The sequence below is a fragment of the Enterobacter sp. 2VL genome (assembly GCF_005503595.1).
GTDB classification, from domain to species: Bacteria; Pseudomonadota; Gammaproteobacteria; order Enterobacterales; family Enterobacteriaceae; genus Enterobacter; species Enterobacter cancerogenus.
On sequence record NZ_SCNE01000003.1, the window covers coordinates 1 to 17,631 of the forward strand.

The window sequence follows — 17,631 nt, forward strand, 5'->3', positions numbered from 1 at the left end:
GATGCCATGGTTTTGGTGTTCAGTGCACCGCCGGACGCGCCAGCAGCCGCCAGGTTGAAGCTGTCGCTCGCGCTCAGGGTGATGCCGATGGTTTCACCATCTTTCGCGCCAACCTGGAAGCTGTAGTTGCTGGTGCCGGAACCGGTGTTCAGCACTTTGATGCCGTTGAAGTCGGTCTGGGACGTAACGCGGTTAACTTCCTTCATACGCTCGTTCACTTCCGCCTGAATGGAGTCGATATCAGATGCGGAGTTAGAGCTGTTCTGCGCCTGAACGGTCAGGTCACGGATACGCTGCAGGTTGTTGTTGATTTCGCCCAGCGCGCCTTCAGCGGTCTGCGCCAGAGAGATACCGTCGTTGGCGTTACGTGCAGCAACGGTCAGGCCGTTGATGTTAGACGTGAAACGGTTGGCGATTGCCTGGCCTGCAGCGTCATCTTTCGCGCTGTTAATACGCAGGCCGGAGGACAGACGCTCAATCGCGGTGCCCAGGGAAGACTGAGACTTAGTCAGGTTGTTCTGAGTCATCAGAGACAGGGTGTTAGTATTAATAACAGCCATGGTGTATTCCTTTGAAAAAGTTGTCGATATCAGGCATCTGCCTACGGCTTTCTCACCGTCAATCAGATTATCGACACCCCTTTCTCGATCTTTAGAAAAAAAGATCATTTTTTTAAAGACGCAAACTGCCCGATATTCCCCCGCTTTATTCCGGCATTAGATTTAAAAAATAACGCTAATCTTTTTCTCGTTTCTGCCGATAGTGCATCCAGTGATTGTCTCAATAAAGGATGAAAAAATGGCAAGTATCAGTTCGCTCGGCGCAGGTACCAATCTTGGACTCAGCACCCTGTATGACAACTTACAAACAGCAGAGCAAACCAAGCTGACGCCGATTACCACGCAGCAGACCTCTTATAAAGCAAAGCTGACGGCCTGGAACGTGGTGCAGACATCATTAACCAAATTACAGACCGCGACTGACGCGCTGAAAAATACGTCGTCTATTGCTCAGGCAAAAGTGTCCAGCACTAATACTGCGTTTAGCGCATCGCTTGCGAATAACGCGACAGCAGGAACCTATTCTGTTGAGGTAAACAAGCTTGCCGCGGCGCAATCGTTACTCAGCCCGAAAGTGGCGAGTAAAGATACCGATCTCGGCGACAGCAGCATGAGTTCGCGCACCATCACGATCTCCCAGCCGGGCCAGAAAGATCCGATGACCGTGACGCTGGCGAGTGATAAAACCAGCCTGGCTGACGTGCGCGATGCCATTAACGCCAAACAGGGCAGCGTTACCGCAAGTATCATTAAAGCGGACGATAACAGCTACTACCTGTCGCTGACCTCACGCGACAGCGGTACGACGAATAAAATGACCGTCTCAACCGACGATGCAGCCTTAGCGCAGTACATCAGCTACGACGAGAGCGGTTCATCCAGTGCGATGACGGAGCAGGTTAAAGCGTCAGACGCCGTGGTGAAAATTAACGGGATTGAAATCACCCGTAGCAGCAACACTATTACAGACGCACCTGAAGGCGTGACGCTTAACCTGACTAAAACGAATACAGGTAACCCGGAAACCCTGACGGTGGTGAAAGATAACCAGCCGATGGTGGATGCGATCCAGGCGTTTGTGGATGCTTATAACTCGCTGCAAACGACGATCACTAATCAGACGAAGTACACCTCGGTTGATCAGGGCAGCGGTACGCAAGACACCAGTAACGGTGACCTGTTAGGTGATGGCACGTTGCGCAGCATTCAAACGCAGCTTCGTTCAAAGCTTTCCAGCTCACAGGGCGGCAACCTGGGATTACTGTCTCAGCTCGGCGTCACTCAGGATCTTACCGGCAAGCTGACCGTAGACAGTACCAAACTCAACAAAGCGCTGAATGAAAAATCGGCCGACGTGGTTTCATTCCTGTCGGGAGATGGCAAAACCACCGGGTTCGCCACGGAAACCAGCAACCTGCTGAAAACCATGTTGGGCAACGACGGTTCGGTTAAAAGCGCCACCGATGGTATTAACAAGACGCTGAAAAACCTGTCCGAAGAGTACGATCGCGTCAATGCGCAGATTACCGCCACCATGGCGCGCTACAAAACGCAGTTTACAAGTTTGAGTCAGCTGGTGTCGCAGATGGACTCTACGGGCAGCTACCTGACCCAACAGTTCAATGCCATGAACAGTTAATGAATGATGAATTGAGGTTTTACCATGTATACAAAATCGGGAATTCAGGCTTACGCCCAGGTCGGTGTTGAATCTGCCGTCCTGAGCGCCAGCCCGCATCAACTGGTGGTACTTCTTTTTGATGGCGCATTAAGCGCCATGAAAAAAGCCGCCATTTTGATTGAACAAGGCGATATTCCCGGTAAAGGGCAGGCCTTAAGTAAAGCTATCAATATTATCAGCAACGGTTTGCAGTCAGGTCTTAATCATGACGTTGGCGGCGATTTAACTGCAAACCTTGATAGTCTTTACGACTATATGACAAGGCGTCTTTTACAGGCCAACCTCCATAATGACATCGATGCCATTAATGAAGTGGTGGAGTTGCTGAACAACATCGCTGAAGCCTGGAAAGAGATAGGCCCCCATTCTCAAAACATGCGGGACAATTACTAATGGACGTCAATCTCGGGTTGCTCCAACACTATCAGCAGTTGTTAAAAACCAGCACGACCATGCTCGCACTGACCAAAGCCGGACGGTGGGACGATCTTATTGCTTACGAGGTTGATTACCTTACGGCAGTCGAAAAGCTTACTCTTTTTCAGGATGCCAGCGATATTCCTGCGGCCATGCAGGCACAGATCCGCCCTATTCTGCGACAGATCCTCGATAATGAAGTGGAGCTAAAAACCTTACTGCAACAGCGCATGGAAGAGTTGCGGGCACTGGTTGGACAGACATCGAGACAACATAATCTGAATGCAACCTATGGACGTTTATCAGGAAATGTTCTTTACCCTACCGATCTCTGAACAGGGTATGACCGTAAGCGGATGAATAATATTTTGTTATTTCATCCGCCTTTTTCTCCCGCCTCGCCCATACTCTCTATGTTCTCAATCTGGAGCACGGACGATGAAAAACCCCACCCTGTTACAATGTTTTCACTGGTACTACCCTACTGGCGGCGAGTTATGGCCCGAGGTCACGGCGTTAGCCCCAAATCTGAATGAAATCGGCATCAATATGGTCTGGCTGCCCCCGGCGTATAAAGGCGCATCCGGCGGCTATTCCGTGGGTTACGACTCGTACGATCTGTTCGACCTTGGCGAGTTTGACCAGAAAGGCAGCGTGGCCACGAAATATGGTGACAAGGCCCAGCTGCTTGAGGCCATCAACGCCCTGAAAAGCAATGACATTGCGGTGCTGCTGGACGTGGTGGTTAACCACAAAATGGGGGCGGACGAGAAAGAGACTGTTCGCGTGCAGCGCGTGAATCAGGAGGATCGCACGCAGATTGACGATGAAATCATCGAGTGTGAGGCCTGGACCCGCTACAGCTTCCCCGTTCGCGCGGGGCAGTATTCGCAGTTCGTCTGGGACTATAAATGTTTCAGCGGCATTGACCATATCGAAAACCCCAACGAAGACGGCATCTTTAAAATCGTTAACGATTACACCGGCGATGGCTGGAACGATCAGGTCGATAATGAAATGGGTAACTTCGACTACCTGATGGGCGAAAACATCGATTTTCGCAATCGTGCCGTTACCGAAGAGATCAAATACTGGGCACGCTGGGTGATGGAACAGACGCAGTGCGATGGCTTCCGTCTGGATGCGGTTAAGCACATTCCCGCCTGGTTCTATAAAGAGTGGATTGAACACGTTCAGGAAGTGTCGGAAAAACCGCTGTTCGTGGTGGCAGAATACTGGTCACACGACGTCGACGCGCTGAAGAACTATATCGATCAGGTCGAAGGCAAAACCATGCTGTTCGACGCCCCGCTGCAGATGAATTTCCACGAAGCGTCGCGCATGGGTCGCGACTACGACATGAGCCAGATCTTTACCGGCACCCTGGTTGAAACGGACCCGTTCCACGCCGTCACCCTGGTGGCTAACCACGACACCCAGCCGCTGCAGGCGCTGGAAGCGCCGGTAGAAGCCTGGTTCAAACCGCTGGCGTATGCGCTTATTCTGCTGCGCGAGAACGGCGTGCCGAGCGTGTTCTATCCCGATTTGTTCGGTGCGACCTACGACGACACCGGCGGTGACGGCGAGACGTATCACATTGAGATGCCGGTCATTGAACAGCTTCACGAGTTGATCCTCGCCCGCCAGCGTTTTGCGCACGGGGTACAAACCCTGTTCTTCGATCACCCCAACTGCATTGCGTTTAGCCGCAGTGGAACCGAAGACGACCCCGGCTGCGTGGTGGTCCTTTCCAATGGCGATGACGGCGAGAAGACGATCTGCCTTGGCGAGAACTACGGCAACAAAACCTGGCGTGATTTTCTTGGCAACCGGGAAGAGACGGTGACTACCGCAGCGGATGGCGAAGGCACCTTTACCTGCAATGGCGGAAGCGTCAGCGTGTGGGTGATTGAGGACGCGTTGTAAATGCTTGCCAGGTGGCGCTAAGACCTTCCGGGCCAGGGTTTGGTAGGCCGGGTAAGGCGCAGCCGCCACCCGGCTAAAAACGCTAAGGAAGCTGACTCTCCAGCGGATGTTTGCTGAGGAAGTCAGCGCACTCGACCGTTGGACGGTCAACCCGGTGAAGCTCCATGCCGTCATACTCCAGCACGCCATCGTCAATCTCAAGCGGATACACATCGCGCTTTTGGGTCACGTTATAGTAGTCATCCGAACGGAGCATCAGTTTGCCTGGCACCGCCAGAACGCGCTGCCACTGGCGGCAATCCAGCGTATCGCCCTCCTGCGTCACCACCAGCGTGGCAATCGCCTCCGGGCTTACCATGCTGCTTTGCGGCCCTTTTGACTGCCAGTACCCCGTCAGCTGCGCCGGAGCAGGATGCTTAATCACGTCCTGGTAATTCTCGACCTGTACACATCCGGTCAACGCCAGCAGTGCGCCAGCAAATACTATTTTTTTCATCATCTTTCCCGCGTGCGAAGAAAAAAATATTGTGGCATTAAAGCGTTGAGGCCGCCAGCGTAAGATGCGTTGGCGCTACACCTGCATCGACATGACGTCCTGATAGGCCGAGATCAGCTTGTTACGTACCTGGATCCCCATCTGCAGGGAGACCGATGCTTTTTGCAAATCGGTCATCACATCGTTCAGCGCCACGCCCGGCTCGCCGAGGCTAAATTTCTCGGCCTGGGTACGCGCCGCCGTCTGGGTCTCGCTGATGCGGTCAAGCGCGGCGTGCAGTTGCCCCGCAAAACTGATGCCCGGCTGTTGTTCCGCCACGTTCTGACTGCGTGCCGACACCGCCGTCGCCTGCAGCTGACTGAGTACCCCTTCAATGCCCTGAATAGCCATGACTCTCCCCTGGATGGTTTTTTACGGGGTCAAGACTAACAGCTTGTCAATAAGATAATGGCGGTAAATAACGTGAAAAAACCAGGTTATTTGACGCATAGAAAATCCCGAATCATCAAATAATGGCAGTGCCATCAATATGGAACTTTTGTCGTGTTTGCCGACCCGGGAGTCAGTTTTGTTTCTCTACACGAATAACGTAAACCACCAGGATTTAAGAGGTGCGCAATGAGTGCAGCAGCATCGACAGCGCCACAAAATAAATCACTTGAGTGGATGAACCGCCTTCGCGCGAACCCTAAAATCCCGTTGATCGTGGCAGGCGCTGCCGCAATTGCGATACTGGTAGCAATGGTCTTATGGGCGAAAAGCCCGGATTACCGCACCCTTTACAGTAACCTTTCCGATCAGGATGGCGGTGCCATCGTCACCCAGCTTACCCAGATGAATATCCCTTATCGCTTTGCTGATAACGGCGGCGCGCTGGAAGTGCCCGCAGATAAGGTGCATGAGCTTCGTCTGCGTCTGGCGCAGCAAGGGCTGCCGAAAGGCGGCGCGGTCGGTTTTGAACTGCTGGACCAGGAAAAATTCGGTATCAGTCAGTTCAGCGAGCAGGTGAACTACCAGCGCGCGCTGGAAGGCGAACTGGCCCGCACCATTGAAACCTTAGGTCCGGTCAAGAGTGCCCGCGTGCACCTGGCGATGCCGAAACCGTCCCTGTTCGTGCGTGAACAAAAGTCTCCTTCTGCTTCCGTGACCGTTAATCTCGAGCCGGGCCGCGCGCTCGACGAAGGACAAATCAGCGCCGTGACCCACCTGGTGTCCAGCGCGGTTGCCGGTCTGCCGCCGGGTAACGTTACTCTGGTCGATCAGAGCGGCCACCTGCTGACCCAGTCCAATAGCGCCGGTCGCGATCTGAACGACGCGCAGCTGAAATACGCCGCGGACGTCGAAGGCCGCCTCCAGCGTCGTATCGAAGCGATCCTTGGCCCGGTTGTGGGTAGCAGCAACGTGCACGCGCAGGTCACCGCGCAGATCGACTTCGCCAATAAAGAACAGACCGAAGAGCAGTACAGCCCGAACGGTAACCCGTCTCAGGCGGTGATGCGTTCGCGCCAGGTGAATGAGAATGAGCAGGTCGGCGGACCTTACCCTGGCGGCGTGCCGGGCGCACTCTCAAACCAGCCTGCACCGGCTAACGCAGCGCCGATTACTACGCCTGCAGCGAACCAGCAGAACGGCCAGCAAAACAACGCGCAAACCACCTCAACGGCGGCCAGTTCAGGCCCGCGCACCAGCAGCCGTAACGAAACCACTAACTATGAAGTCGACCGTACTATCCGCCACACCAAGCTGAACGTGGGCGATGTGCAGCGCCTGTCGGTTGCCGTGGTGGTGAACTATAAAACGCTGCCGGACGGCAAGCCGCTGCCGCTCACCACCGAGCAGATGAAGCAGATTGAAGATCTGACCCGTGAAGCCATGGGGTATTCAGAGAAGCGTGGCGACACCCTCAACGTGGTGAACTCGCCATTCAGCTCGGTGGATGAAACCGGTGGTGAACTGCCGTTCTGGCAACAGCAGGCGTTTATCGACCAGCTGATGTCCGCAGGCCGCTGGCTGCTGGTGCTGATTGTCGCCTGGCTGCTGTGGCGTAAGGGCGTGCGTCCGCAGCTCCAGCGCCGTGCAGAAGCCGAGAAGGCCGCGCAAGAGCAGCAGGTCACGCGTCAGGATACGGAAGAAGCCGTTGAAGTTCGCCTCAGCAAAGACGAACAGATCCAGCAGCGTCGCGCTAATCAGCGTATGGGTGCCGAGGTGATGAGCCAGCGCATTCGCGAAATGTCAGACAACGATCCGCGCGTCGTCGCGCTGGTCATCCGTCAGTGGATGGGTAACGAACATGAGTAATACGCTTACGGGCACCGATAAAAGCGTCATCCTGCTGATGACCATTGGCGAAGACCGCGCGGCGGAGGTGTTTAAACACCTCTCCCAGCGCGAAGTGCAGATCCTCAGCGCCGCGATGGCGAACGTGCGTCAGATCTCCAACAAGCAGTTGACCGAAGTGCTGGCGGAGTTTGAGCAGGAAGCCGAGCAGTTTGCGGCGCTCAACATCAACGCCAACGATTACTTGCGCTCCGTGCTGGTTAAAGCGCTTGGCGAAGAGCGTGCCGCCAGCCTGCTGGAAGATATTCTTGAAACCCGCGATACCGCCAGCGGCATCGAGACGCTCAACTTTATGGAGCCGCAGAGTGCCGCCGACCTTATTCGCGACGAGCACCCGCAGATTATCGCCACCATCCTGGTACACCTCAAACGGGGTCAGGCGGCCGATATTCTGGCGCTGTTCGACGAACGTCTGCGCCACGACGTGATGCTGCGTATCGCCACCTTCGGCGGCGTGCAGCCTGCCGCGCTGGCGGAACTGACGGAAGTGCTGAACAACCTGCTCGACGGTCAGAACCTCAAGCGCAGCAAAATGGGCGGCGTGAGAACCGCAGCCGAGATCATCAACCTGATGAAAACCCAGCAGGAAGAGGCGGTCATTACCGCGGTTCGCGAGTTCGATGGCGAGCTGGCGCAAAAGATCATCGACGAGATGTTCCTGTTCGAAAACCTGGTCGAAGTGGACGATCGCAGCATCCAGCGCCTGCTTCAGGAAGTGGACTCCGAATCGCTGCTTATCGCCCTCAAGGGTGCCGAACAGCCGCTGCGCGAGAAGTTCCTGCGCAACATGTCGCAGCGTGCAGCCGATATCCTGCGCGACGATCTGGCCAACCGTGGCCCGGTCCGTCTGTCTCAGGTGGAAAACGAACAGAAAGCCATCCTGCTTATCGTTCGCCGTCTGGCAGAGACCGGCGAGATGGTGATCGGCAGCGGAGACGACACCTATGTCTAATGAGCTGTCGTGGAAGCCCTGGACGCCTGACGATCTGGCCCCGCCTGTGGCGGAGTTCAGACCCGCTATGGCCGCGCCCGACGAGGATGATGCCGGGGCAGATGTCCCGGAACTGAGCGAAGAAGAGCAGCGGGCGCAAATGCTGGCCCAGCTGCAAATGCAGGCGCACGAGCAGGGTTTTAACGCGGGCATGAACGAAGGCCGACAGAAAGGCCACGAACAGGGCTACCAGGAAGGGCTGGCGAAAGGCCTGGAAGCAGGTCAGGAGCAGGCGCGCCAGCAGCAGGCGCCGCTTCATGCCCGGATGCAGCAGCTGGTAAGCGAGTTCCAGCACACCCTGGACGCGCTGGACAGCGTGATCGCCTCGCGCCTGATGCAGATGGCACTGGAAGCCGCCCGCCAGGTCATTGGCCAGACGCCGGTGGTGGATAACTCGGCGCTGATTAAACAGATCCAGGGTCTGCTCCAGCAGGAGCCATTGTTCAGCGGCAAACCGCAGCTGCGCGTACACCCCGATGATTTACAGCGCGTTGAAGAGAGCCTCGGCGCGACCCTCAGCCTGCATGGCTGGCGTCTGCGCGGCGACCCTTCCTTGCATCACGGGGGCTGCAAAGTCTCTGCCGATGAAGGCGATCTGGATGCCAGCGTGGCGACGCGCTGGCAGGAACTGTGCCGTCTGGCGGCACCGGGAGTCGTCTGATGACCGCACGCCTCACCCGCTGGCTGAACACGCTCGATAACTTCGAGACAAAGATGACGCAACTCCCCTCGGTGCGTCGCTATGGCCGCTTAACGCGCGCCACCGGACTGGTGCTTGAGGCAACGGGCCTGCAGCTTCCGCTCGGCGCCACCTGCGTGATTGAGCGTCAGGACGGGCCGGAGATGCGTGAGGTGGAAAGCGAAGTGGTCGGCTTCAACGGCCAGCGCCTGTTCCTGATGCCGCTTGAAGAGGTGGAAGGCATTCTGCCCGGCGCGCGGGTTTACGCCAAAAATATGAGCGGCGACGGATTACAGAGCGGCAAACAGCTGCCGCTTGGCCCGGCGCTGCTGGGCCGCGTGCTGGACGGCGGCGGCAAACCGCTTGATGGCCTGCCCTCCCCGGATACCACGGAAACCGGCGCGCTGATCACCCAGCCGTTTAACCCCCTGCAACGTACCGCCATTGAACATGTACTCGATACGGGCGTTCGCCCCATCAACGCCCTGCTGACCGTCGGTCGCGGGCAGCGTATGGGGCTGTTCGCCGGTTCCGGCGTGGGGAAATCGGTCCTGCTCGGCATGATGGCGCGCTATACCCAGGCCGACGTGATCGTGGTGGGCCTGATCGGCGAACGTGGTCGCGAGGTCAAAGACTTCATCGAGAACATCCTCGGCGCAGAGGGCCGCGCGCGCTCGGTGGTGATTGCCGCCCCGGCGGATGTCTCCCCGCTGCTGCGTATGCAGGGTGCCGCGTATGCCACCCGCATTGCGGAAGATTTTCGCGACCGCGGGCAGCACGTCCTGCTGATCATGGACTCCTTAACCCGTTATGCCATGGCGCAGCGTGAAATCGCGCTGGCCATCGGTGAACCCCCGGCGACCAAGGGCTATCCGCCCTCGGTGTTTGCCAAACTGCCCGCGCTGGTTGAACGCGCGGGGAACGGAATTACAGGCGGTGGCTCGATTACCGCGTTTTATACGGTGCTGACCGAAGGCGATGACCAGCAGGATCCGATTGCTGACTCCGCGCGCGCGATCCTCGACGGCCACATTGTGTTATCGCGCCGTCTCGCCGAAGCCGGGCACTATCCGGCTATCGATATTGAAGCATCCATCAGCCGTGCAATGACGGCCCTGATAACCGAGAAGCACTACGCCCGCGTGCGTAACTTCAAACAACTGCTCTCCAGCTTCCAGCGTAACCGCGATCTGGTCAGCGTCGGGGCGTATGCCAAAGGCAGCGATCCGATGCTCGATAAAGCGATTACCCTCTGGCCACAGCTGGAGGCGTTTCTGCAACAAGGTATTTTTGAACGCGCCGACTGGGAAGACTCGCTTCAGGCTCTGGAGCTGATTTTCCCGCAGGTGTAACACAGGTGGAGGGCGAAGGTCATGGCGCAAAACAGCGCGTTATCAACGCTAAAAGATCTGGCTGAAAAAGAAGTTGATGATGCCGCACTGCAGCTTGGCGCAATGCGGCGCGGATGTCAGCAGGCTGAAGAACAGTTGAAGATGTTAATCGACTATCAGCACGAGTATCGCACCAACCTTAATACCGACATGACGCAGGGCATCGGCAGCCAGCGCTGGATCAACTACCAGCAGTTTATTCAGACCCTGGAAAAAGCGATTGAACAGCATCGTCAGCAGCTTTTTCAGTGGACGGAAAAAGTCGACATCGCGCTCAACTTCTGGCGCGAGAAAAAACAACGACTGCAGGCCTGGCAAACCTTACAGGACCGGCAGATCGCCGCATCGACCCTGGCGGAGAACCGTCTGGATCAGAAAAAAATGGATGAGTTTGCCCAGCGCGCATCAATGAGGAAACCGGAATGATCACACTGCAACAACTGCTGATGACCGACAGCGACCTGTCAGGCGGCACGCAGACGGGGAAAGGCACCGAGGGTGCACAGGATTTTCTCTCCCTGCTGGCGGGCGCGCTGACGGAAACCGGCGGTCAGGGCAAAGATGCGCCGCTAACCCTGGCAGACCTGAAAGCCGCCGGCAGCACGCTGTCGAAAGCCGCGGCGAAAGGGGATAACACCCCGCTACAGGCAAAACTTGCCGACCTTCTCGCCCGCCAGGAGACCCTGGTCGAGGAGGACGCGCCGCACTCTACCGCGCTGCAAACCCTGGTGGCCGGTCTTGCGCCTGCGGCCCACGGTGACGCGCTGAAGTCGTTAACCACGGCGGCAGCGAAAGAAGAGGCGAAAACCTCGCTCACTGACGAGGAGCTGGCCGGGCTTAGCGCGTTAATGGCCATGCTGCCGCACCAGCAGACGGCGGTTGCCGCGCAGCCGAAGAGCGCCGAAGGCCTGAGCGCCCGCGCGTCCCTTCCCTCCGCCGCACTGACGCCGTCCACTGCCGGGCGACACGCGTTGACCGCTGACCTGCCGGGTCGCGATGAGGGCAAAACCGCCTCGCCATACCAGCCCCTTGCGCAAGGTGCTGACGCCTCTGTGCCCGTCGCGCCGGTTGCGAACGGCGTAGCGGAGAAACAGGATATCGCGGCAGCCTCGACGTCTACCGCCACCGCGCCAACCGCCACGCTTGCGCCGATGGTGAGTACCCCTGCGCCTTCACAGCCTGCGGCAACCGTTGCGACGGCCCCGGTGTTGAGCCAGCCGCTCGGTACACCGGAATGGCAGCAAACGCTGAGCCAGCACATCACGCTGTTCACGAAGCAGGGACAACAGTCAGCTGAGCTGCGTCTCCATCCGGAAGATCTCGGTCAGGTACAGATTTCCCTTAAGCTCGATGATAACCAGGCGCAGCTGCAGCTGGTGTCGCCGCACAGCCACGTTCGCGCGGCGCTGGAAGCCGCACTGCCAATGCTGCGCACCCAGCTCGCTGAAAACGGCATTCAGCTTTCCCAGAGCAGCGTCAGCAGCGAGAGTTTTGCCGGGCAGCAACAGTCTTCCTCTGAGCAGCAACAGCATGCCTCCCGCTCCGGCCAGCAGGGGGGCTTCAATGAAGAGAGTGACGACCTGCTTATTGCTCCCGCGTCCCTGCAATCCGCCGCGCGCGGTAACGGCGCGGTAGACATCTTCGCCTAAACGCCAGAGGTAACGTGATTATCCCCGTCTTTTCCACGCTTTGACCTAAGCCGGACACGGGATAATCACCGTATTAAGCTGTACCGAAACAGGAAGCTCGTATCAGATGACTGACTCCGCTATCACCAAAAAAAGTAAGCGTTCCATCTGGATCCCGCTGCTGGTGTTGATCACGCTCGCCGCCTGCGCCACTGCAGGCTACAGTTACTGGCGTATGCAGCAGGAACCGACCGGCGCTGCCGCCAAAGCAGAAGCACCGCCGCCACCGGCACCGGTCTTCTTCCCGCTGGATACGTTTACCGTGAACCTGGGCGATGCGGACCGCGTGCTGTACATCGGCATTACGCTGCGCCTGAAAGACGAAGCCACGCGCGCCCGTCTCAACGATTATCTGCCTGAAGTGCGCAGCCGCCTGCTGCTGCTGTTCTCGCGTCAGGACGCCTCGGCGCTGGCCTCCGATGACGGCAAGCAAAAGCTGGTCGATGCCATTAAGCAGACGCTGGCGACACCGCTGGTCCATGGTCAACCTAAGCAGGAAGTCACCGACGTTCTGTATACAGCTTTCATTTTGCGGTAACGACATGGGCGATAGCATTCTTTCTCAGGCAGAAATCGACGCGCTGCTTAACGGCGATAGCGATAAAAACGATGAGCCAAAGCCGGGTCTGGCCGGTGACGATAACATTCGTCCCTACGACCCGAATACCCAGCGTCGCGTGGTGCGCGAGCGTCTTCAGGCGCTGGAGATTATCAACGAACGTTTTGCGCGTCAGTTCCGTATGGGGCTGTTCAACCTGCTGCGTCGTAGCCCGGACATCACCGTCGGCGCGATCCGCATTCAGCCCTATCATGAGTTTGCCCGCAACCTGCCGGTGCCGACCAACCTTAACCTGATCCACCTCAAGCCGCTGCGCGGCACCGGTCTGGTGGTGTTTTCGCCAAGCCTGGTGTTTATCGCGGTTGATAACCTGTTTGGCGGAGATGGCCGCTTCCCGACGAAGGTGGAAGGTCGTGAATTTACCCACACCGAGCAGCGCGTAATCAACCGCATGCTGAAGCTGGCGCTGGAATCCTACAGCGACGCGTGGAAAGCGATTAACCCGCTGGAAGTGGAGTACGTGCGTTCCGAGATGCAGGTGAAGTTCACCAACATCACCACCTCGCCGAACGATATCGTGGTGAATACCCCGTTCCATGTGGAAATTGGCAACCTGACCGGCGAGTTCAATATCTGCCTGCCGTTCAGCATGATCGAGCCGCTTCGCGAGCTGCTGGTCAACCCGCCGCTGGAAAACTCACGCCATGAAGATCAGAACTGGCGCGAAAATCTGGTGCGTCAGGTTCAGCACTCGCAGCTGGAGCTGGTGGCTAACTTCGCCGACGTGTCGATGCGCTTATCCCAGATCCTGAAATTACAACCCGGCGATGTTCTGCCGATAGACAAACCCGACCGCATTATTGCCCATGTGGATGGCGTACCCGTGCTGACAAGCCAGTACGGCACGATAAACGGCCAGTATGCGCTACGCGTTGAGCACTTGATCAACCCGATTTTGAATTCGCTGAATGAGGAACAGCCCAAATGAGTGACATGAACAATCCGTCCGATGAAAACAGCGGAGCACTGGACGATCTGTGGGCTGATGCGTTGAACGAGCAAAAAACCACCCCGGGCAAAAGCGCGGCGGATGCCGTGTTCCAGCAGTTAGGCGGCGGTGACGTCAGCGGTACGCTGCAGGATATCGACCTGATCATGGATATCCCGGTCAAACTGACCGTGGAGCTGGGACGCACCCGGATGACCATTAAAGAGCTGCTGCGCCTGACGCAGGGTTCGGTTGTTGCCCTTGACGGCCTGGCCGGTGAGCCGCTGGATATTCTGATCAACGGTTATCTGATTGCCCAGGGGGAAGTGGTGGTCGTGGCGGATAAATACGGCGTGCGTATTACCGACATCATTACCCCATCCGAACGTATGCGTCGTCTGAGCCGCTAACGATGAAAACCCAGGCAACAGTATCCCAACCCTCAGCGGTACCGGGTTCGCCGCTGCTCCAGGTGAGCGGCGCCCTGTTCGGTATTATTGCCTTTATTCTTATTGCCGCATGGCTGGCAAAGCGCTTTGGCGTGGCGGGTAAAACCGCCGCCGGGCGCGGTCTGAAGGTCAGTGCCAGCACCACGCTTGGGCCACGCGAGCGCGTGGTCATTGTTGACGTTGAAGATGCGCGCCTGGTTCTTGGCGTGACCGCCACGACGATCAACGTGCTCCATAAACTGCCTCCTGCGCCCGTCGTAGATGACGTGACGACAGACGCCCCGGCGGATTTTCAGTCCATCATGAAGAGTTTGCTTAAGCGTTCCGGGAGATCCTGATGCGCCGTTTGTTATCCCTTACGCTTGCCGGCCTTGGCCTGTTTGCCCCTGCCGTTTACGCCCAGCTGCCGGGCCTGATCTCCACCCCGATGGCGGGTGGCGGACAAAGCTGGTCCCTGCCCGTGCAGACGCTGGTGTTTATCACCTCGCTGACGTTTCTTCCTGCAATCCTGCTGATGATGACCAGCTTCACCCGCATCATCATCGTCTTTGGTCTGCTGCGAAACGCCCTCGGCACGCCGTCCGCACCGCCTAACCAGGTTCTGCTCGGGCTGGCGCTGTTCCTGACCTTTTTCATTATGTCGCCGGTGATCGATAAAATTTACACCGACGCCTATCAGCCGTTCAGCGAAGATAAGATCTCGATGGAGGTCGCGCTGGAAAAAGGCGCTCAGCCATTGCGCGAATTTATGCTGCGCCAGACGCGTGAAGCGGATCTGGCGCTGTTCGCCCGCCTGGCCAACACCGGCGAATTGCAGGGGCCGGAAGCCGTTCCGATGCGCATTCTGCTGCCAGCGTACGTAACCAGCGAGCTGAAAACGGCATTCCAGATTGGCTTTACGATCTTCATTCCGTTCCTGATCATCGACCTGGTGATCGCCAGCGTGCTGATGGCGCTGGGTATGATGATGGTTCCCCCCGCTACCATTGCCCTGCCCTTCAAAATCATGCTTTTTGTCCTGGTCGACGGCTGGCAGCTGCTGGTCAGTTCCCTCGCGCAAAGTTTCTACAGTTGAGGATCGCGCAATGACGCCAGAATCGGTCATGATGATGGGCACGGAGGCAATGCGCGTGGCGATTGCCGTAGCCGCGCCGCTGCTGCTGGTGGCGCTGGTCACCGGTCTGGTCATCAGTATCCTGCAGGCCGCGACGCAGATTAACGAAATGACGCTGTCCTTTATCCCGAAAATCATCGCGGTATTTGTGGCGATCATCGTGGCCGGGCCGTGGATGCTGAATCTGCTGCTGGATTACATGCGCACCCTGTTTACCAACCTTCCCTACATCATCGGCTGATAACAGGATGCTGCACTTTACCAGCGACCAGTGGATGCAGTGGCTTGGCCTCTATTTTTGGCCGATGCTGCGCGTTCTGGCGCTGATTTCCACCGCCCCTATCCTCAGCGAACGCACCATTCCCAAGCGCGTAAAGGTCGGGCTGGGCATTATTATCACCATTATTATTGCCCCTTCGCTGCCGCCGGTTGATATCCCGATTTTTTCCGCAAAAGCAGTCTGGGTGGCGCTGCAGCAGATCATGATTGGCGTGGCCGTCGGGTTTACCATGCAACTGGCGTTTGCCGCCGTGCGTACCGCCGGTGAGCTGATTGGCCTGCAGATGGGGCTCTCTTTCGCGACCTTCATCGACCCCGGCTCCCATCTGAATATGCCGGTGCTGGCGCGCATTATCGATATGCTGGCGATGCTGCTGTTCCTCACCTTCAACGGCCATCTGTGGTTGATCTCCATGCTGGTCGACACCTTTCACACGCTGCCGATAGGCGATAATCCCGTCAACAGCAACGCGTTTCTGGCGCTCACGCGGGCTGCGGGCCTGATCTTCCTTAACGGGCTGATGCTGGCGCTGCCAATCATCACCCTGCTGCTAACCGTCAACCTTTCGCTGGGGTTACTCAACAGAATGGCCCCGCAGCTCTCCGTATTTGTGATTGGTTTTCCGGTGACCCTGACCGTTGGTATTTTATTAATGTCATTGCTAATGCCACTTATCGCTCCGTTCTGCGAACATTTATTCAGCGAACTATTCAACCTGTTAGCGGATATTGTCAGCGAATTGCCACGAAAGTAATAACCCGCCTAACCGCAATGTCTTTCTGAGGATATTCCTAAAATAAAACTCGAAAAACATCTACCAGGATATATCTGACGCGGTTTAATTGTTTCTAACCACCTCACAATACTTAATATTTACTTTACTTTAAGAAGATTCCTGGCAAATTATACGTAACTTTACGGGATAGTGAGTCCGCCTGAAAGTCTTTGTGATGCTCACAGGTTTTATTACGTTTTTTCCATCCCGTATGGCTGTTTATGAGCTCTCAGGCAGATGGTGAATTATCGTTACGCATTGAGTGAGGGTATGCCATGTCAACGATCATTATGGATTTATGCAGTTACACCCGGCTAGGGTTAACCGGGTATCTGGCAAGCAGAGGGGTAAGAAAGAGAGACATCAACGATGCACACACCGTTGACGACCTTGCAGCCGCTTGTGACCAACACAGGCCCGGCGTGGTGTTTATTAATGAGGACTGTTTCATACACGATCCAGCCAACAGTCAGAAAATTAAGCTAATCATTAATCAGCATCCTAAGACTCTGTTTATTGTTTTTATGGCGATCGCGAATATTCACTTCGACGAATATTTGTTGGTTCGAAAAAATTTATTGATCAGTTCAAAGTCAATTAAACCCGAGTCGCTGGATGACATTTTGGGTGACTATTTGAATAAAGAAGTAAAAGATGTAGGCGCGGTTAACTTACCCACGCTTTCATTAAGCAGAACTGAATCGAGCATGTTAAGAATGTGGATGGCTGGGCAAGGGACAATTCAAATCTCAGACCAGATGAATATCAAAGCCAAAACCGTTTCGTCACATAAGGGAAATATTAAAAGGAAGATTAAAACGCATAATAAGCAAGTGATCTATCACGTCGTACGCCTGACGGATAATGTGACAAACGGAATTTTCGTCAATATGCGCTAACCCCTTTCAACATCTTACTGTACCCTACCTTCGATCTCTGGCCTGGCCAGAGATTTTTGCGTTGAAGCAGCAAAGTCGGGCGCGTTGCCCGACGCCGCGTTATTCTGCCGTTTCCACAAAAATGCCATCCGGATGACCCAGTTCATTAAAGAACCAGATGCCGAGCGGGTAGTCTTCCAGTGACACCAGGTACATGGTGCCTTCGTTGAACTCCTCTATCGCCAGCACCACACCCGGGCGGCGCGGCCCACCGTCCGTTTTGACGGTTACCCGATCGTTGACCTTCATACATTCCTCCTGTGGTTTTGAGCCAGTGTAGAACAAAACGCATAAGCTGACATCGCTGGCGGATGCGAATGCCGTTTTTGTGTGCGGTCTATACTTAACCGTGGACACGTTTA

Annotated in this window: 22 protein-coding genes; 18 read left to right on the plus strand and 4 right to left on the minus strand. The window is 56.3% G+C overall.

Features of this window, described 5'->3' with window-relative positions:
- Nucleotides 1–560, minus strand: a 560-nt coding sequence (locus FFS28_RS08265) for a flagellin N-terminal helical domain-containing protein (RefSeq protein ID WP_502704964.1), incomplete at its 3' end; no start/stop codon positions are given.
- Nucleotides 561–798: 238 nt separating this feature from the next.
- Here FFS28_RS08265 and fliD point away from each other — a divergent pair.
- The 4 genes from fliD to amyA all read left to right on the plus strand — a co-directional run bounded on the left by fliD (nucleotide 799) and on the right by amyA (nucleotide 4,584).
- Nucleotides 799–2,199, plus strand: a complete 1,401-nt coding sequence (fliD, locus tag FFS28_RS08270; RefSeq protein WP_137849274.1) for a flagellar filament capping protein FliD — start codon at nucleotides 799–801, stop codon at nucleotides 2,197–2,199.
- A 24-nt stretch (nucleotides 2,200–2,223) separates the two neighbouring features.
- Entirely contained in the window at nucleotides 2,224–2,634 is a 411-nt protein-coding gene (gene fliS / locus FFS28_RS08275) for a flagellar export chaperone FliS (protein WP_137849275.1), read from the plus strand.
- Entirely contained in the window at nucleotides 2,634–2,993 is a 360-nt protein-coding gene (gene fliT, locus FFS28_RS08280) for a flagella biosynthesis regulatory protein FliT (protein ID WP_137849276.1), read from the plus strand. Before fliS ends, fliT begins: the two co-directional genes overlap by 1 nt.
- A gap of 103 nt (nucleotides 2,994–3,096) precedes the next feature.
- Entirely contained in the window at nucleotides 3,097–4,584 is a 1,488-nt protein-coding gene (amyA, locus tag FFS28_RS08285) for an alpha-amylase (RefSeq protein ID WP_137849277.1), read from the plus strand.
- A gap of 82 nt (nucleotides 4,585–4,666) precedes the next feature.
- On the opposite strand, the gene yedD is transcribed toward amyA, so the two are convergent.
- Together yedD and fliE are read right to left on the minus strand one after the other, a co-directional pair.
- Nucleotides 4,667–5,080 carry a lipoprotein YedD gene (gene yedD / locus FFS28_RS08290; protein ID WP_137849278.1) on the minus strand — a complete coding sequence of 138 codons (414 nt, stop codon included), beginning with the start codon at nucleotides 5,078–5,080 and terminating at the stop codon, nucleotides 4,667–4,669.
- A 75-nt stretch (nucleotides 5,081–5,155) separates the two neighbouring features.
- Nucleotides 5,156–5,470: a flagellar hook-basal body complex protein FliE gene (gene fliE / locus FFS28_RS08295; RefSeq protein ID WP_006176207.1), complete on the minus strand. Its 315-nt coding sequence runs from the start codon at nucleotides 5,468–5,470 to the stop codon at nucleotides 5,156–5,158.
- 228 nt (nucleotides 5,471–5,698) lie between these two features.
- Between fliE and fliF the strand changes: the two genes are divergently transcribed.
- The 14 genes from fliF to rcsA all read left to right on the plus strand — a co-directional run bounded on the left by fliF (nucleotide 5,699) and on the right by rcsA (nucleotide 17,230).
- Nucleotides 5,699–7,378: a flagellar basal-body MS-ring/collar protein FliF gene (fliF, locus tag FFS28_RS08300; RefSeq protein WP_058610154.1), complete on the plus strand. Its 1,680-nt coding sequence runs from the start codon at nucleotides 5,699–5,701 to the stop codon at nucleotides 7,376–7,378.
- Nucleotides 7,371–8,369 (plus strand): flagellar motor switch protein FliG, encoded by a 999-nt coding sequence (fliG, locus tag FFS28_RS08305; protein WP_006176209.1) that lies wholly within the window; start codon nucleotides 7,371–7,373, stop codon nucleotides 8,367–8,369. The genes fliF and fliG overlap by 8 nt, the downstream gene beginning before the upstream one ends.
- Entirely contained in the window at nucleotides 8,362–9,069 is a 708-nt protein-coding gene (fliH, locus tag FFS28_RS08310) for a flagellar assembly protein FliH (RefSeq protein WP_058610153.1), read from the plus strand. Before fliG ends, fliH begins: the two co-directional genes overlap by 8 nt.
- Entirely contained in the window at nucleotides 9,069–10,439 is a 1,371-nt protein-coding gene (gene fliI / locus FFS28_RS08315; protein WP_006176211.1) for a flagellar protein export ATPase FliI, read from the plus strand. The genes fliH and fliI overlap by 1 nt, the downstream gene beginning before the upstream one ends.
- A gap of 21 nt (nucleotides 10,440–10,460) precedes the next feature.
- Nucleotides 10,461–10,904 (plus strand): flagellar export protein FliJ, encoded by a 444-nt coding sequence (gene fliJ / locus FFS28_RS08320; protein ID WP_006176212.1) that lies wholly within the window; start codon nucleotides 10,461–10,463, stop codon nucleotides 10,902–10,904.
- Nucleotides 10,901–12,127, plus strand: a complete 1,227-nt coding sequence (gene fliK, locus FFS28_RS08325; protein WP_137849279.1) for a flagellar hook length control protein FliK — start codon at nucleotides 10,901–10,903, stop codon at nucleotides 12,125–12,127. The genes fliJ and fliK overlap by 4 nt, the downstream gene beginning before the upstream one ends.
- Nucleotides 12,128–12,233: 106 nt before the next feature.
- Nucleotides 12,234–12,704: a flagellar basal body-associated protein FliL gene (gene fliL / locus FFS28_RS08330; RefSeq protein ID WP_006176214.1), complete on the plus strand. Its 471-nt coding sequence runs from the start codon at nucleotides 12,234–12,236 to the stop codon at nucleotides 12,702–12,704.
- Between the two features lie 4 nt (nucleotides 12,705–12,708).
- Nucleotides 12,709–13,713 carry a flagellar motor switch protein FliM gene (gene fliM / locus FFS28_RS08335; RefSeq protein WP_006176215.1) on the plus strand — a complete coding sequence of 335 codons (1,005 nt, stop codon included), beginning with the start codon at nucleotides 12,709–12,711 and terminating at the stop codon, nucleotides 13,711–13,713.
- The gene (gene fliN, locus FFS28_RS08340; RefSeq protein ID WP_006176216.1) at nucleotides 13,710–14,123 is read left to right on the plus strand and encodes a flagellar motor switch protein FliN; all 414 of its coding nucleotides are present in this window, start codon (nucleotides 13,710–13,712) and stop codon (nucleotides 14,121–14,123) included. The genes fliM and fliN overlap by 4 nt, the downstream gene beginning before the upstream one ends.
- A gap of 2 nt (nucleotides 14,124–14,125) precedes the next feature.
- Nucleotides 14,126–14,500, plus strand: coding sequence for a flagellar biosynthetic protein FliO (gene fliO / locus FFS28_RS08345; protein ID WP_137849280.1), 375 nt, complete (start codon nucleotides 14,126–14,128; stop codon nucleotides 14,498–14,500).
- Nucleotides 14,500–15,237 (plus strand): flagellar type III secretion system pore protein FliP, encoded by a 738-nt coding sequence (gene fliP / locus FFS28_RS08350; RefSeq protein WP_137849281.1) that lies wholly within the window; start codon nucleotides 14,500–14,502, stop codon nucleotides 15,235–15,237. Before fliO ends, fliP begins: the two co-directional genes overlap by 1 nt.
- A gap of 10 nt (nucleotides 15,238–15,247) precedes the next feature.
- The gene (gene fliQ / locus FFS28_RS08355; protein WP_006176219.1) at nucleotides 15,248–15,517 is read left to right on the plus strand and encodes a flagellar biosynthesis protein FliQ; all 270 of its coding nucleotides are present in this window, start codon (nucleotides 15,248–15,250) and stop codon (nucleotides 15,515–15,517) included.
- Nucleotides 15,518–15,524: 7 nt separating this feature from the next.
- Nucleotides 15,525–16,310, plus strand: coding sequence for a flagellar biosynthetic protein FliR (fliR, locus tag FFS28_RS08360; RefSeq protein ID WP_006176220.1), 786 nt, complete (start codon nucleotides 15,525–15,527; stop codon nucleotides 16,308–16,310).
- A 296-nt stretch (nucleotides 16,311–16,606) separates the two neighbouring features.
- A complete protein-coding gene (gene rcsA / locus FFS28_RS08365) occupies nucleotides 16,607–17,230 on the plus strand; it encodes a transcriptional regulator RcsA (protein ID WP_006176221.1) in 624 nt (207 codons plus the stop codon).
- A 99-nt stretch (nucleotides 17,231–17,329) separates the two neighbouring features.
- Here rcsA and dsrB read toward each other — a convergent pair whose 3' ends face one another.
- Complete coding sequence (gene dsrB, locus FFS28_RS21695) at nucleotides 17,330–17,518, minus strand: protein DsrB (protein ID WP_003859583.1); 189 nt, start codon at nucleotides 17,516–17,518, stop codon at nucleotides 17,330–17,332.
- Nucleotides 17,519–17,631: the final 113 nt, after the last annotated feature.

Coding starts and splice junctions, on each gene's coding strand:
- fliF (WP_058610154.1), top strand. CDS start 5,699: ATGAGTGCAGCAGCATCGACAGCGCCACAAAATAAATCACTTGAGTGG.
- fliI (WP_006176211.1), top strand. CDS start 9,069: ATGACCGCACGCCTCACCCGCTGGCTGAACACGCTCGATAACTTCGAG.
- amyA (WP_137849277.1), top strand. CDS start 3,097: ATGAAAAACCCCACCCTGTTACAATGTTTTCACTGGTACTACCCTACT.
- fliQ (WP_006176219.1), top strand. CDS start 15,248: ATGACGCCAGAATCGGTCATGATGATGGGCACGGAGGCAATGCGCGTG.
- fliP (WP_137849281.1), top strand. CDS start 14,500: ATGCGCCGTTTGTTATCCCTTACGCTTGCCGGCCTTGGCCTGTTTGCC.
- dsrB (WP_003859583.1), bottom strand. CDS start 17,518: ATGAAGGTCAACGATCGGGTAACCGTCAAAACGGACGGTGGGCCGCGC.
- fliO (WP_137849280.1), top strand. CDS start 14,126: ATGAAAACCCAGGCAACAGTATCCCAACCCTCAGCGGTACCGGGTTCG.
- fliE (WP_006176207.1), bottom strand. CDS start 5,470: ATGGCTATTCAGGGCATTGAAGGGGTACTCAGTCAGCTGCAGGCGACG.
- fliN (WP_006176216.1), top strand. CDS start 13,710: ATGAGTGACATGAACAATCCGTCCGATGAAAACAGCGGAGCACTGGAC.
- fliK (WP_137849279.1), top strand. CDS start 10,901: ATGATCACACTGCAACAACTGCTGATGACCGACAGCGACCTGTCAGGC.
- rcsA (WP_006176221.1), top strand. CDS start 16,607: ATGTCAACGATCATTATGGATTTATGCAGTTACACCCGGCTAGGGTTA.
- fliS (WP_137849275.1), top strand. CDS start 2,224: ATGTATACAAAATCGGGAATTCAGGCTTACGCCCAGGTCGGTGTTGAA.
- fliM (WP_006176215.1), top strand. CDS start 12,709: ATGGGCGATAGCATTCTTTCTCAGGCAGAAATCGACGCGCTGCTTAAC.
- fliG (WP_006176209.1), top strand. CDS start 7,371: ATGAGTAATACGCTTACGGGCACCGATAAAAGCGTCATCCTGCTGATG.
- fliD (WP_137849274.1), top strand. CDS start 799: ATGGCAAGTATCAGTTCGCTCGGCGCAGGTACCAATCTTGGACTCAGC.
- fliR (WP_006176220.1), top strand. CDS start 15,525: ATGCTGCACTTTACCAGCGACCAGTGGATGCAGTGGCTTGGCCTCTAT.
- fliL (WP_006176214.1), top strand. CDS start 12,234: ATGACTGACTCCGCTATCACCAAAAAAAGTAAGCGTTCCATCTGGATC.
- yedD (WP_137849278.1), bottom strand. CDS start 5,080: ATGAAAAAAATAGTATTTGCTGGCGCACTGCTGGCGTTGACCGGATGT.
- fliH (WP_058610153.1), top strand. CDS start 8,362: ATGTCTAATGAGCTGTCGTGGAAGCCCTGGACGCCTGACGATCTGGCC.
- fliJ (WP_006176212.1), top strand. CDS start 10,461: ATGGCGCAAAACAGCGCGTTATCAACGCTAAAAGATCTGGCTGAAAAA.
- fliT (WP_137849276.1), top strand. CDS start 2,634: ATGGACGTCAATCTCGGGTTGCTCCAACACTATCAGCAGTTGTTAAAA.